Genomic DNA, 12,960 nt, shown 5'->3' on the forward strand with positions numbered 1-12,960 from the left:
TTGTTAAACCCTGAGAAAGTTGATCCTCAGTAAAATCAAGTCCAGAAATCTTTATGGGAGCGGCTGATATGCATTTACCAGTTTCGACCCAAAATAGTTTAATTTCAAAATCTGCAAAAAGATAAAATGCTCAAGGTAGACACACAAAAAATTAGCCCTCAACAAGTTGAAGCTTACGAGCGAGATGGCGTTATCTGCATTAAGAATGCTGTGGATGACACCTGGGTAAAACGGATGCGAGCAGCAGTTGACAAGAATATTTTAATTGCTGGTCCTCTGGAGGAGAAGAATGCTCCAAGACCAGAAGGCCGTGTAGAACATGCTAGTAGCTTATGGCTGGTTGATGCTGATTTCCGTGCTTTGGTTTTTGAATCTCCATTAGCAATGCTCGCAGCTCAAGTTTTAAAGTCGGAAAAACTCAACTTTTTGGCTGATGGTTTTTTTGTGAAGAAGCCGAAAGCAAATAGCCGTGTTGGGTGGCATAATGACCTACCTTACTGGCCCATACAAGGCTGGCAGTGTTGTAAAATTTGGCTGACTTTAGATACTGCTAACCAAGAAAATGGTCGATTAGAGTATATCAAAGGTTCTCATCGATGGGGCAAAGAGTTACGCGAAGGATCAGATCCCTCCTGGTTTGTAGAGCCAGAACCCCACGAACTTCTCTCCTGGAATATGGAGCCTGGAGATTGCTTAATTCATCATTTTCTGACAATTCATCATTCAGTAACTAATGTATCTCCTACAGAACGACGTGCAGTAGTGACAAACTGGACTGGCGATGATGTTACTTATCATCACCGCCCGAAAGCATGGCCTTTCAAACCCCATGAGGAAATTGATTTACCAGAATTTAATTCATTTAAAGCCAAAAAACCTGGTGAGCCGATTGACTGTGATATGTTTCCTAGAATTGAACTACATGACTAATTGGCAACCTGGCTATTAAACAATAAGTAAAATTCAATCAGCTTATTGCTTAAAAATGCGATGATATATGGGCATTTACTAAATTAGTGCTGAATGCCCATTTAAATGGCAAGTCCAATTCAGGGGAAAATATTTTTCTGGGTTCTATTGGATGTCTTGTATTACAAATATTATGATGTAATCCGGTCGAGTTCATTGAGAATATTACTATCTATATTAATGTCAAATTTTCGAGCAAAATGAGCAGATGATGCTACTAGATTAGGCAAATCTTCCATTAACAATATTTTTGGATGAGGGCCTCCTGTTGACCAATCAATATATCGCCGACGGTCATTCTTTAATTTTAGGTGAGGTGCATTAGCAAGTATAGTTTGAAAATACGACTCATCGGTATACTTGAGTTTTTGGTAGTACAAAGTTACAGCGTTTTTCTGACTGTGGAAATCGATAATGTACTCAGCAGCTTTACGATTAGCACAAAACCATTGACTTCCACTGAAGCAAGCAAGTTTATTTGAAAAAGGTAGAAAAGCTTTTGTTAATAAAGGATGTTCTAAGCGAATTTCTATATTCAGTTGAGCAAAGTATTTTTTTAAGTAATTAAAAGAAAAAGATTTTGTACAGTATCGTTGATAAGAATTTTTCAGCCATAACATATTTGGTTTTAAATCAAGTTTATAAGTCTCATATGTGATTTGCTCATACTGAATATAGGCATCGTATGGATTTGAAGCTAAATCTTCCAATATTTGCCTTGCAGTTTTAATCGGATAGTCTGCTCCACTAAGTAATACAAACCAATCCGGTGCATTTGCAGCTTCGTACATCAGTTGAAGTGACTGAATTGTAGCTTCTATGAGAGTAAATCCTCCCCACTCTGTCTGTACGTGAGGGCGTACTAGTAAAACATTTTTTGATAGAGCATTTACAGGTAGATCACATTTGGAAAAATCATGATGACAGACAATTACTGGATAATTGAACATCCTGTTTAACGTATTTATCAGTCTATAAATTTGTAGTGGTTTTGTATGTGTTAATAGAACAAAACCTATAGATTGGCTGGTGTAATTGGGCATTTTTTGAAGCTATAATGACTGATTATTATACTATTTACTCAGCGCTAGTTAATATTTTACTCATCTTGGTAACTGGGACAACTATCCCAGTTCTTAAATAATGAGGCGCTCTTTGGATAACAGTAAATCCCAGTCGTAAATAAAACCCTTCAGCATAAAGGCTAGCAGTTGTAATTACCTTATCTATACCTTTATCGCTTGCTTGCTCGCAAAAATGTTCGACTAAAGCACGCCCAATACCTTTACCTTGATGTTTAGGATGGACGTATAACCCAATTAGTTCATCAACAACGAAACTAGCAAAACCGATAAGAACATCTCCCTCGACTGCAACACACAAAGATTCTAGTTTCATATTTTTTAATATTTTTGAACCATCAGGCTGGTTGCAGTTATTACGCCAAGCTAAAAGTTCTTCTTCGGTATAAAAAGTTGCAGGAAGAGCTTTGATAGCAGCAATATGAATTGCACTCAATATCCACGCATCTTGTTCATCAGCAGCTCGAAGAGATATTTGATTACTGCTCATAGTTTTAAGGTTGGCATTTATTACATGCCTTTGAGAATATCAAATTCGCCCAAGCTATAAATAATAGTAAATTTATTTTAATTATATATAATAGCTTTTAATATACAGTAAATCTATCGACAAACCGTATATTATGGATAGAGCAATAAAATAATCAACTCAAAAGTCAAATTTAGAAGTAATCAAGCAATAACTTCTAATATTTGGCAAATTTTGTTGTGCTTATTTAAATATCTTCTCAAAGCTTGCTCTAAGAAGTATTTATCAAGCTAGAAGATCCAATAAAGTTCAAAGGAGTGAATGTGATCAACGCCATACAAATTAATGAAAACTTAACAACTACAGGACAAGTCATCCCGAAACAGCTTGAGCAAGCTAGTCAAGAAGGTTTCAAGTCGATTTTAAATCTGCGATCGCCTGATGAGTTAGGATTTTCMCCAGATGAGCAACGGGTAGCGGAAGCATTGGGACTACACTATACAAATGTCCCACTCAAGCTAGAAGCGCTGAATGAAGAATTAATTACCAAAATACTGACAACACTCGAACAAATTCCCAAACCAGCAGTTGTACATTGTGCAGCAGGAATGCGCTCGACTGGAATTGCATTATTGAGTGTGGCTGTTGAAGAGGGATTAACGCCAGAGCAAACTTTATCAAAAGCTCGGAATGTAGGCTTTGGGTTCTTTGAACACGCTAATGTTAGTCCTCGGTTGAAGCAACTATTTGTAGACTACGTTAACAAACATGCTCGGGTAGCTGTAATCCCAATTTGTAATTCGTAATTAAGAAAGTCAGATTTCGTCTAGGTTCGGGGTTAAAATCTGTTACCTGATTTTAGAGAATTAGTATAACTGGTGGCGATCGCTAATTTTGACGTATTCCCCATAGCTCAAGCTTGGGGATTGTTTATTTGATGTTGCTCCAATTGCAGGATGATTTAAGAATTTGTATCAATATATAATCCCCGCGTCTGGGTATAAGAGCGTCCTCCTCAATCATCTTATTATTCAGCAACGCTGTTTATTTTATTGTCTATATCTGAAAACAAAGTATAAGTTGTAAATTATGAATTATGAATTATGAATTAGCATGACTAAGTATTTCCGCTCCAATGTTGATGCAATGGCTAGTTATGTTCCTGGCGAGCAGCCTCAACGCGGTACACAGATTATTAAACTCAACAGTAATGAAAACCCTTATCCTCCCTCCCCTGAGGCATTAGCTGTGCTGCACAATATCGATGGAGAATGGTTAAGGCGGTATCCAGAACCTTTCGGGGAGGAATTTAGACAAGCTGCTAGTAAAGTATTAGGAGTTCCTAGCGATTGGGTAATTGTGGGAAATGGCAGTGACGAATTGTTAAGCGTAGTCATTCGAGCCTGTACAGAACCCGGACGCAAGGTAGTCTATCCAATGCCAACTTACGTGCTATATCGGACATTAGCCGAAATGCAGAATGCGGATATTACTGAAATTCCTTACTGCAAGGATTACAGTTTACCGCTAGAAGAACTGATTGCTGTTGATGGTTCTGTAACATTCATTGCCTCGCCTAATAGTCCATCTGGGCATGTAGTGGCAACAGATGACTTGCAAAAACTAGCCAGCCAGTTATCTGGAGTTTTAGTAATTGATGAAGCATATGTAGATTTTACGGAAGAGAATGCATTGGCTTTGGTAAAAGAATATGAAAACGTAATTGTAATTCGCACACTTTCTAAAGGGTACTCGTTAGCAGGCTTGCGACTAGGATTTGGGGTGGCGAATCCCAAGCTGTTGCATGGATTGTTTAAAGTCAAAGATAGCTATAATATTGATGCGATCGCTTGTGCAATTGGTACAGCTGCAATTACTGACCAAGCTTATAAAAATGCTTGTGTGGCAAAAATTAAAGCGTCGCGGACTAAGCTAGCAGCAGACTTGAAACAATTAGGTTTTCATATTTGGGATTCCCAAACTAACTTTTTACTGGCACAGCCGCCAACAGCAAATGCTGAATATCTTTATCAAAAACTCAAGCAACAGGGAATTTTAATTCGCTACTTCAAACAGCCAGGATTAGAAGATAAATTACGCATCACTGTTGGTACTGATGAACAAAATCAGGTTTTAGTCAAAGCACTGATTTATTTGCTATCAAATTGACTTTTGCAAGAAGTTCAATTTTTTAGAGTTTTTAAAACTCCTGCATGTCTGGCACTAACTTGAATTTCTGTAGCAATGATCTGGGGAGCTTTCAACCAAAATTCTCTTATTGTGTCTAGCGTCCTTATCGTTTTGGCAGTCAGCATTCTTGTAGTGTCAGGTTATCTTGTATAGTCAAGCCTCTCAGCTTTTAAACATTTATTAATATTTGAGGTTGAACAAATTATATTTATACGGTGCATCAAGGGCATTTATAATAGCTTGATTTAACTTTTGATATATTCCAACAGATAGCTAATGTAACGATAGTTATTTAACCTTATATATTTTTATTCTTATTTGTAAACCTTGAGTGCTGATAATTAATTTAATGGTAATCTAACTATTTAGTCACATATTTAGAAGTCCAACATTGGATATCAACTACTTACTCACTAAGTAAATTGATTAAATAGCAGCATAGTTACACTAATGATGAACCAACTAAAATATATTTCCATGTTAGTTTTATCTATCGTTTTGCTGGATGGAACAACTATAAATATTCCTGCTAGAGCTGCCGGAAGCAAAGTTTTAGTAACAGCTGAAAACCAAAGTCTCAGTAAATCAGATATTGATAAAGTTATTGCTTTTTACGAATGGGCATTTGCCGCAAAATTCACTCCAGAACAGCGTAATCAATATCAGTCACTAAAATTAAATGAATATCGCAAAGACCCAGCAGGAACCACAAAGAGTATTAACGATATAATTTCTAATTATACGCAAGTTCTTGGTAAGAATGAAGATGAACAAAGTCGAGTTCGGCAAGCATTTAACACAGAATTTGTTGGGGAATTGCGAAATTTACCAAACGATCCGGAAGCCAAACTTTTACTGTCTGTTTACAACAGCGCCAACGCAAACGAAACCGCTGCAAATAATGCGGATAATTCATCTACCAGCGTTGGAGATATTTCGTCTATAGTTGGAAAATGGGTTTGGGCGCATACTGGAAACAGTGCTTACAACACGAGTGGCACATTTATCGGATCAAACGGTTCGCGTTTCACTTATCAATTTATTCCGAACGGGACAGTTGAATTCACCGGAATTATGAACGTGATGAGCGGTAGCTGTAACCAGCAAATTTTTCAATCTCGAAAGGGAAAAGTCAAACTCAGTGGCAGTACAATGACAATTAACTGGTCTGGAGGAACTTTCACCCGTGACTTTTCGTGCGATCGAGCGAACAATTACACGAAAACTTTGCCTGCTGAAAATGAAACTTATCAAGTAAAATTCAAAACTGATTTGGGTCAGAACCAGCTTTGTTTAATATCTAAGGATGAAACCTGTTTCAGCCCAACAAATTAGGTCAAATGAGAATTTTTCATCACTAGAAAAGACAACTTGGAGTGTGTGTAGTAGACAGACAATTTCGGGTGCTTGACTATAGATTTAATACTCCCACGGCTTCAAGCTGTGGGATTCTTGTTTTAACCGGCTAACTTATTTAAAGAAGTTTCTCAATGTAAAATAAAATTCACACAGGTAATAAAGAAACATGTGCTGAAACTACTTTCCATCCTTCGGAAAACCTGCACCAAGTCTGGCTTTGTCGCCCATAACGCTCTATACCATTGATAATGCGGCGAAACTCTAAAGTCACAGTTGCTGTATCTTTTCCAAATGTTACAACTTTAAGATTCGAGATTTCTCGCTCTATTTTCGGATTTGGTCGATTCTGGCGAAAGTTACGAATTTCATCACTACCATAGAGATTTTCCGTTACCCCAAATCGCACCACTTCCGCTGCATCCCAAAACAACCCATCCATCACCTCTAAATTGTTATTACAAAGGGCTTCTTCATATTGAAGATATAAATCAGTCACTTCAGCTACAATGCTAAAGTCATTTACTTGAGTCATTATTATTACCAATTTAGATAAATATGTTAATTTTTAATCCTCAATCTTCAATCCTTAGTCGCTAATCCTCCTAATTTTGAGTGATTGAAAAAAGCTTTCTCCACTAAGCAAAGCTATACCAAATGTGACAATACCAATCCCGATGATTTGAGTCAAGTTTAAGGTTTCGCTAATCGTTCCCCACGCAACTATCGCTGTCAACGCAGGACTGCTTGAACCGACTATTGATGCGGTAGTTGCGCCAATCATCCGAATCCCCAAATTGTTCAAAGTGTGGCCGATAAAGCTGACCAAACCTGAAAAAATGCTACCAATCCATAGAGGTGTCCAGTCAAGTTGGGCGCTGGGAACTGGCGACAACAGTAAGCTAATACCAGAAAGTAGCAGTGTAGAAGCAAAACTGATCCAGGTGAAAGGAACTGGATGGAATTTTTCTAAACATTTTTGGGCGATGACATTATAGAACGCATAAATAATTCCAGCACTAACACTGGCCAAAATGCCAACTACAATCGTATGGTTGCTGTGGTTTAGAGAAGATTTGGGAATAACGAGAACGCAGCCCACTAAAATAATCCCCATCACCAGCCAACGGAAGAATGTAGGGCGTTGGCCGAAAAACTTCCAGGATAGCAACGCCGTAAACACAGGATAGATAAAGAAAAGGGTCGTAGCAATTCCAGTGGGAATTAAGCCAATAGCAATGTAGAGTAAGGCAATGTAGACAAACATCAGTATTCCACAGCTAAACGCTTGAATTAGAACACTGCGGTATTGGCGAGTGAATAAGTTTTGAAATTCTTTAAAAGCAGATGGATATAGCTTGAATGCTAGAAATCCCATTAGTGGAACCACGAGCAGCATTCGCATGAACATCAGCAAGAATGAATTTTGTAAATCCGGTTTAACGTATCCACCGAGTAAAAATAAACTCACTACCAGATGTTCTGAAAATAAAACTCGGACAGTAACATTGTGGAACGCTAAAACAAAGGAGGATAGAAGAACTATCAGAATACCTAACACACTATAAAAGGTTTTTTGAAACCCGATTGTATTGCTAAAACTACTGGACTGACAGACCAGACGAGGTTTGAGTTTTTAGGACTCTGGTTTAGTTACTTGCAGGGACAGCCGCCCAGAAAATTTATCATACCATTGAGCAAGTTTGGGATAGTTCTGTTTGCTATTGCAATTGTGGCAGATGAATTTCTAATCTTTGTCAGGCTGCACCAAATTTTATTAACTTCTATAAATAAAGTTTCATTCATCTCTTGTTTTTTAGCACAATTTATGCAAATCTCATAAATATATCATACGGTAAGTTAATCAATTTACCGTATTTTAACTAAAAATCCATTTCCCCTGGATGACGAAGGTCGTGACATCGGCGATCGCTCCACCAAGCTCATGATTAAACGTTTTTTATGTATAAAAATCACTTAAATATGACTCAAAATACTTAATTACAGCCCAGCTTGAGAACTGCTGGTAGATGCATCCGATGCAGTCGCCAAACAGGCGATCGCAGTAAATATCACCCATACCAGTATAAATTAGATATTTAATGACTTGATTTATTACTTACTTAATGTCCAGAATCATCAATTCACTTTTGCTATTTAATAAGTAGCTTGGTGTTAGAGGTTAGTTCTAAACAATTATGAAGTTGAAAATTGATGTTCTGAGGTGCTTAAAAATCACATAAACCATCATTCTAATCATGCAATTACTGCGTTCTTGGTCTTTACATTTCTTTATAAATAGGCTCAAATCCAACAAAATATCACTAATAATTTGAATATTATATGGAACTGCCATTTTATTATCTAAAAAACTCCGTACACCTCAAAAGGTTGATTTATAAGGCTACTTGATGACAGTCACTCATCAAGTAACCCTTGTGCTCATAGTGGCTTTTTCTGCTAGGAGTAAATAAGTTAAAAAATCAAAGCAGATTACTATAGCAATTGTTAATTTCAAATTCTATCATTTTTATTAACTTTTTTTAGGATTAATAACTCTCATTGCAATAATAGTTATTAACTCGGTTCGAGAACAATAGGTATTTAGAGAATTGCTAAGTTTGAAAAATATACCTATTGATTATCTATTATTTCTTATATCATCTCTGATTTAGTTAATTACGAATACCATGCAATTAAATTGTTTAACTACAACACTAGTGGAGAATAAACCAATGTTTTTTGGACAACTTGAAAGAGAATGCTTATATGGAGAAATTTGGTCAATTTGGCAAACAACTAAATTACCAGAACATATACAGTTATTGGTGGATCAAGAAGAAGTAAAATACGATATCTGGGAATTGCAAAGCGAAAAGCCTGATTCTAAGCCGATTCATGTCAGTCTTGATCGCGGTAATGATTCTAAAAGCATTTAACTCCATAGCCAATCTATGATCATGAGGTATAAAAAGCGCAGTCACCTAATCACTAATAGCCACTCTCCGGAGGCAGGAAACTAGCCTTTTACAGCGCTTTTCAAGTAATTAAACTACATCAGTTCCTACTTTGTGTCTGATTCCTGGTCTAAATACCTGAAAAGTGCTGTAATAACGAGCTTTTGAGTTGATACCGCAAACCTATTTAGAATTTCTTTGAGCTAGCAACAGAAGGAATCAATACCGATGCCACACCTGTTTGAATCATTCAGGATTCGTGAAGTTACTTTTCGCAACCGCATCGCTGTTTCACCGATGTGTCAATATTCGAGTACAAACGGATATGCTAATGATTGGCATATGGTGCATCTAGCTTCTCGTGCAGTTGGTGGTGCAGGTATTGTGTTCACAGAGGCCGCAGCTGTGGAACCACATGGGCGGATTAGCCCCCAAGATTTGGGCATTTGGTCAAATGCACATATACAAGCTTTAGCCAAAACTGTGGCATTGATTCATAACTTTGGAGCTGTTGCAGGTATTCAACTTGCTCATGCAGGCAGAAAGGCCAGCACTGCTAAACCGAGTAAGGGAGGAAAAGCACTCGATGAATCTCAGGAAGGTTGGCGTCCCTTGGTTTCGAGTAGTGCGATCGCTTTTAGCAAAGATAGCCCTGTGCCCGAAGCCTTAAGTCTTGAAGGAATTCAAGAAGTGATTAATGCCTTTATCCAAGCTGCCAAACGTTCTCTAGAAGCTGGTTTCAAGGTAGTTGAAATCCATGCTGCCCACGGTTATCTATTACACCAGTTTCTCTCACCCCTTTCTAACCACCGTCAAGATGATTATGGTGGTAGCTTTGAAAACCGAACTCGTTTGTTAATACAAGTTGTTCAAGGAATTCGAGAGGTTTGGCCTCTAACATACCCACTTTGGGTACGCATTTCCGCCACCGACTGGGTAGATAAAGGCTGGGACATTGAGCAAAGTATCGCTTTAAGTGACAAACTTAAGTCTCTAGGAGTTGATCTGATCGACACTTCATCAGGAGGCATTATACCTGGGATCAACATACCAGTAAAACCTGGTTATCAGACTCAATTTGCCCAACGCATCCGCCGCGAAGCTAATATCCATACAGGAGCAGTAGGGTTAATTACATCTCCAGAACAAGCTGACCAGCTGATTAGCACAGAAGTAGCTGATATCGTGCTGTTGGGACGCGAACTACTCCGTAATCCTTATTGGCCGCATCTAGCAGCTAAACAACTCGGGCACGATAAACTATGGCCTGTTCAATATGACCGTGCTTGGCTATAATGCTAGCCGCTTTTAGAGAACTGGGGATTAAAAATTGTCAGATGTTTGACCAGATAATTTGTAATTCATGAATTATGAATTACAAATTATGTTGAGAAGTTGCCGAACAGAAATGCGATCGCCGATGTGTCAATATAATTTATCGGATCGTAAAATCAAAAGGTGAATTAATTTATATTTACGGAAATACGAAATTGAGGCAACGGTGTGAGTACATTTTTATCTAGTGTGGCTGTATTACTCTCGACTTTGGCTTTGGGATGTAGCGGTTATGTAGCTTACGAAGTTTTTACGCTACGGGAGACGCTAAATGCCACCAACACTAATACACTAAGCAATACCACTCCCACTCTAGTGCCAACTCCGACAGCTACAACTTCTTTAACACAACCAACAGCATCACCATTGCCAGCTACTGCTACTACCTCAGCAATTCAACCTGGTCAATTTGTGCAGCCTGCTTTTGGCAAAAAGGCTGAAGTGGAGTTACTTTCAGCCAAGCGAATTAAAGATCCAGAAACTGGAAACCGTGATGTCATAAATGTGCAAATGCGTATTCGTCGGCTTGCTACAGACGGAGTTGTTGGTAGTGATATCATATCGATTGCGAGTGCAACAGCCCGTAATCCTGACACTAGCGTAACTTACAAAGGAGTTGCTCTTGATCGCTCGACAGGAACCGTTTCTTTGTTCCAAGTACGTCCACAAGCCTCCGCAGATGCTTATATCTGGCTAAGAGTTCCAGATGGTGTCAATAATTTGGACATTTTTGTGCCAGATACAGCTGCATTTAAAAATGTACCAATTTCATCTTAGCTAGCTAACTGATTTTAACTGAGATCTTGCACTTGGGAATAGAGATATCAAATCTACAACTACGTGCAAGAGTAATCATGTATGCAATATAAAGTCAGTAGACCGAAATTGAAAAACTACTGGCTCAAGTGGAGTACTGACAAGTGTAAAGTAATACTTAAAAAATATCTTAGCTATTATATTTAAGTTAATTGTGCTTTACTTTCAGTATTAATTTAATGGAAGCTTTACCCGATAACTGGGCAAATATTCAACCATTAACTGTATATTGTTGTTCCACTGGTCTGCTAGTTTCATTTGCAGAGTCACAGATAAAGCTGGGATTAAAATACGATCAAAAGGGGAAACATTTAAAAGCTATTGAGAAAGGGCTTGTACCCTCTCGCGGTAATATTGGGCTGATAGCTTCCCAAGAATTAGGTTACGATTTGAAATCTAAAGTTTTAAGTAAAGGTGGCGACCGCCGATTTCATGCAAAATTCATTAATGATGTCTTACATTTCCCTGGTTTTGTAACAGAACATTAAACCCACGTAACTATGACAAGACTGGAATTAAAAAATCATCAAGTCTGGCGAGATTTAACTGAAATATTAGAAAATTTAGATGTCAATATTCTTGTTAAAGAACATCTTGAACAATGTGATTATAAAGTGTGTGGCTATTGGGATGAACAAGATGAATATTATGATACAATTACCTTGCCTCGTACCTTAGAAATTGAATTAGTTAGCAGTTCTATTGGCGTTACTTACACTGAACGTTTTTTACAACTAAAGTTTTCACTTATAGCTGATGGTGCTGATGCTACACAAGCGCAAAATAATCATACTCAAAAGATTGGTGAATTAGTTCTTGTCTACAATGAAAACTTGGAATTTATTGATGAAAACTGGCTTTTAGATATCGATTCTTCCCTGCTTGGAATAAGTTGAACTTTACTCATTGCTTGCATCGATTTCTGGACAGAATTCGTTGTATCGCAAGACTCGGCTCATCTCTCGCCCAGGATGTTTGAACAACACATAAAACTCACTATTGGGCATTCTCAAGTCTTCAGGAATGAGATAGGTTTGGATTGGTTCTGTTAACACTAACCCATGCCCAGGAAAGAGGATAATAGTAATTTCGCCACCACGCAGGCATCCTAAAACTCTTGCTGGGACACGCACATAAAAGGATGAACTGTCTTCTTCTTTGTGCATATTACGATATTGTAAGCATGAGCCGAGTCTTGGGCCACATACTATTATCAACTAACTTTTTCTTAAAAAAGCTTCATTTTTATAGACGAATTATAATGTATCTAAATTAGCAACCCCAAATTAACAATACTAGATGACTGAGGTTGCTATTTCAAAAAGATTACTCCTCTTCTTCCCCGAATATTCCGTCAATAAGTTCTTGCGCTCGTTCGTCTGAAATTCTTAAGGCTTCCTGAAGTTCAGAGACATAATCTTGTTCAATTTCCGGTACTTCTTCGTCAATCCCTACTACTAAAATAGCTGCGATGTATGCAGCTTCTCGATAAGCTCTATTTGGTAAAGATTCGATCGCTTGGGCAACTAAATCTTCAGGTTCCTCTTCTTCAATCAAGTTAACGACTCTCTCGGTCAATTCTTCAAAGTCTTCATCAGAGTAATCTTCAAATAAGTCAACTTGACCAAGAAATTCACTCAAAGCATATTCTTCCACAGAAGAAATACCTTCACCATCAGCAGCGGCGGAAAATAGTCCAATAATTGCGATCGCAACTTCTGGTTCTAAAGCAACTGAACTGGCACTACTACCTTTAGGCAACCTACGTTGAGACATAATTATCCTT

The 12,960-nt window shown here is 37.9% G+C and carries 15 protein-coding genes; 9 read left to right on the plus strand and 6 right to left on the minus strand.

Translation table 11 applies throughout. The features are described from left to right. Positions 1-126 precede the first annotated feature (126 nt). On the plus strand, positions 127-930 hold the full coding sequence (locus FCR06_RS12935; RefSeq protein ID WP_138500205.1) for a phytanoyl-CoA dioxygenase family protein: 804 nt from the start codon (positions 127-129) through the stop codon (positions 928-930). Between the two features lie 170 nt (positions 931-1,100). Here the strand turns inward: FCR06_RS12935 and FCR06_RS12940 are convergent, their stop codons facing one another. Both FCR06_RS12940 and FCR06_RS12945 read right to left on the minus strand, forming a co-directional pair. Continuing rightward, positions 1,101-2,012: a beta-1,6-N-acetylglucosaminyltransferase gene (locus FCR06_RS12940; protein ID WP_138500207.1), complete on the minus strand. Its 912-nt coding sequence runs from the start codon at positions 2,010-2,012 to the stop codon at positions 1,101-1,103. A gap of 34 nt (positions 2,013-2,046) precedes the next feature. Next, complete coding sequence (locus tag FCR06_RS12945; protein WP_138500209.1) at positions 2,047-2,541, minus strand: GNAT family N-acetyltransferase; 495 nt, start codon at positions 2,539-2,541, stop codon at positions 2,047-2,049. Between the two features lie 302 nt (positions 2,542-2,843). On the opposite strand from FCR06_RS12945, the gene FCR06_RS12950 reads away from it, so the two are divergent. The 3 genes from FCR06_RS12950 (at position 2,844) to FCR06_RS12960 (ending at position 6,045) form a co-directional block, all read left to right on the plus strand. Continuing rightward, positions 2,844-3,326: a beta-lactamase hydrolase domain-containing protein gene (locus tag FCR06_RS12950; protein ID WP_138500211.1), complete on the plus strand. Its 483-nt coding sequence runs from the start codon at positions 2,844-2,846 to the stop codon at positions 3,324-3,326. A 307-nt stretch (positions 3,327-3,633) separates the two neighbouring features. Continuing rightward, positions 3,634-4,689 carry a histidinol-phosphate transaminase gene (hisC, locus tag FCR06_RS12955; RefSeq protein WP_138500213.1) on the plus strand — a complete coding sequence of 352 codons (1,056 nt, stop codon included), beginning with the start codon at positions 3,634-3,636 and terminating at the stop codon, positions 4,687-4,689. A 471-nt stretch (positions 4,690-5,160) separates the two neighbouring features. After that, entirely contained in the window at positions 5,161-6,045 is an 885-nt protein-coding gene (locus tag FCR06_RS12960) for a hypothetical protein (protein ID WP_138500215.1), read from the plus strand. Positions 6,046-6,214: 169 nt separating this feature from the next. On the opposite strand, the gene hpxZ is transcribed toward FCR06_RS12960, so the two are convergent. Continuing rightward, a complete protein-coding gene (gene hpxZ / locus FCR06_RS12965) occupies positions 6,215-6,601 on the minus strand; it encodes an oxalurate catabolism protein HpxZ (RefSeq protein ID WP_138500217.1) in 387 nt (128 codons plus the stop codon). A 54-nt stretch (positions 6,602-6,655) separates the two neighbouring features. Next, positions 6,656-7,627, minus strand: coding sequence for a DMT family transporter (locus tag FCR06_RS12970; RefSeq protein ID WP_138500219.1), 972 nt, complete (start codon positions 7,625-7,627; stop codon positions 6,656-6,658). Positions 7,628-8,801: 1,174 nt separating this feature from the next. Here FCR06_RS12970 and FCR06_RS12975 point away from each other — a divergent pair. The 5 genes from FCR06_RS12975 to FCR06_RS12995 all read left to right on the plus strand — a co-directional run bounded on the left by FCR06_RS12975 (position 8,802) and on the right by FCR06_RS12995 (position 12,070). Then, positions 8,802-9,005: a hypothetical protein gene (locus FCR06_RS12975; protein ID WP_138500221.1), complete on the plus strand. Its 204-nt coding sequence runs from the start codon at positions 8,802-8,804 to the stop codon at positions 9,003-9,005. Positions 9,006-9,251: 246 nt separating this feature from the next. Further along, positions 9,252-10,319 carry an NADH:flavin oxidoreductase/NADH oxidase gene (locus FCR06_RS12980; RefSeq protein WP_138500223.1) on the plus strand — a complete coding sequence of 356 codons (1,068 nt, stop codon included), beginning with the start codon at positions 9,252-9,254 and terminating at the stop codon, positions 10,317-10,319. Between the two features lie 207 nt (positions 10,320-10,526). Further along, positions 10,527-11,135 carry a hypothetical protein gene (locus tag FCR06_RS12985; protein ID WP_138500225.1) on the plus strand — a complete coding sequence of 203 codons (609 nt, stop codon included), beginning with the start codon at positions 10,527-10,529 and terminating at the stop codon, positions 11,133-11,135. 218 nt (positions 11,136-11,353) lie between these two features. Continuing rightward, positions 11,354-11,662, plus strand: coding sequence for a hypothetical protein (locus tag FCR06_RS12990; RefSeq protein ID WP_138500226.1), 309 nt, complete (start codon positions 11,354-11,356; stop codon positions 11,660-11,662). A gap of 12 nt (positions 11,663-11,674) precedes the next feature. Then, complete coding sequence (locus tag FCR06_RS12995) at positions 11,675-12,070, plus strand: hypothetical protein (protein ID WP_138500228.1); 396 nt, start codon at positions 11,675-11,677, stop codon at positions 12,068-12,070. A gap of 3 nt (positions 12,071-12,073) precedes the next feature. Here the strand turns inward: FCR06_RS12995 and FCR06_RS13000 are convergent, their stop codons facing one another. Together FCR06_RS13000 and FCR06_RS13005 are read right to left on the minus strand one after the other, a co-directional pair. Continuing rightward, positions 12,074-12,340 carry a hypothetical protein gene (locus FCR06_RS13000; RefSeq protein ID WP_138500230.1) on the minus strand — a complete coding sequence of 89 codons (267 nt, stop codon included), beginning with the start codon at positions 12,338-12,340 and terminating at the stop codon, positions 12,074-12,076. A 160-nt stretch (positions 12,341-12,500) separates the two neighbouring features. Continuing rightward, positions 12,501-12,950 (minus strand): tellurite resistance TerB family protein, encoded by a 450-nt coding sequence (locus FCR06_RS13005; RefSeq protein WP_138500232.1) that lies wholly within the window; start codon positions 12,948-12,950, stop codon positions 12,501-12,503. Between the last annotated feature and the right edge of the window lie 10 nt (positions 12,951-12,960).

This window comes from Nostoc sp. PA-18-2419 (assembly GCF_005869855.1).
Lineage (GTDB): Bacteria > Cyanobacteriota > Cyanobacteriia > Cyanobacteriales > Nostocaceae > Nostoc.

Excerpts from the sequence above, each read along its gene's own strand:
- FCR06_RS12935 (WP_138500205.1), top strand. The coding sequence starts at position 127 with ATGCTCAAGGTAGACACACAAAAAATTAGCCCTCAACAAGTTGAAGCT.
- FCR06_RS12940 (WP_138500207.1), bottom strand. The coding sequence starts at position 2,012 with ATGCCCAATTACACCAGCCAATCTATAGGTTTTGTTCTATTAACACAT.
- FCR06_RS12945 (WP_138500209.1), bottom strand. The coding sequence starts at position 2,541 with ATGAGCAGTAATCAAATATCTCTTCGAGCTGCTGATGAACAAGATGCG.
- hisC (WP_138500213.1), top strand. The coding sequence starts at position 3,634 with ATGACTAAGTATTTCCGCTCCAATGTTGATGCAATGGCTAGTTATGTT.
- FCR06_RS12960 (WP_138500215.1), top strand. The coding sequence starts at position 5,161 with ATGATGAACCAACTAAAATATATTTCCATGTTAGTTTTATCTATCGTT.
- hpxZ (WP_138500217.1), bottom strand. The coding sequence starts at position 6,601 with ATGACTCAAGTAAATGACTTTAGCATTGTAGCTGAAGTGACTGATTTA.
- FCR06_RS12975 (WP_138500221.1), top strand. The coding sequence starts at position 8,802 with ATGTTTTTTGGACAACTTGAAAGAGAATGCTTATATGGAGAAATTTGG.
- FCR06_RS12980 (WP_138500223.1), top strand. The coding sequence starts at position 9,252 with ATGCCACACCTGTTTGAATCATTCAGGATTCGTGAAGTTACTTTTCGC.
- FCR06_RS12990 (WP_138500226.1), top strand. The coding sequence starts at position 11,354 with ATGGAAGCTTTACCCGATAACTGGGCAAATATTCAACCATTAACTGTA.
- FCR06_RS12995 (WP_138500228.1), top strand. The coding sequence starts at position 11,675 with ATGACAAGACTGGAATTAAAAAATCATCAAGTCTGGCGAGATTTAACT.
- FCR06_RS13000 (WP_138500230.1), bottom strand. The coding sequence starts at position 12,340 with ATGCACAAAGAAGAAGACAGTTCATCCTTTTATGTGCGTGTCCCAGCA.
- FCR06_RS13005 (WP_138500232.1), bottom strand. The coding sequence starts at position 12,950 with ATGTCTCAACGTAGGTTGCCTAAAGGTAGTAGTGCCAGTTCAGTTGCT.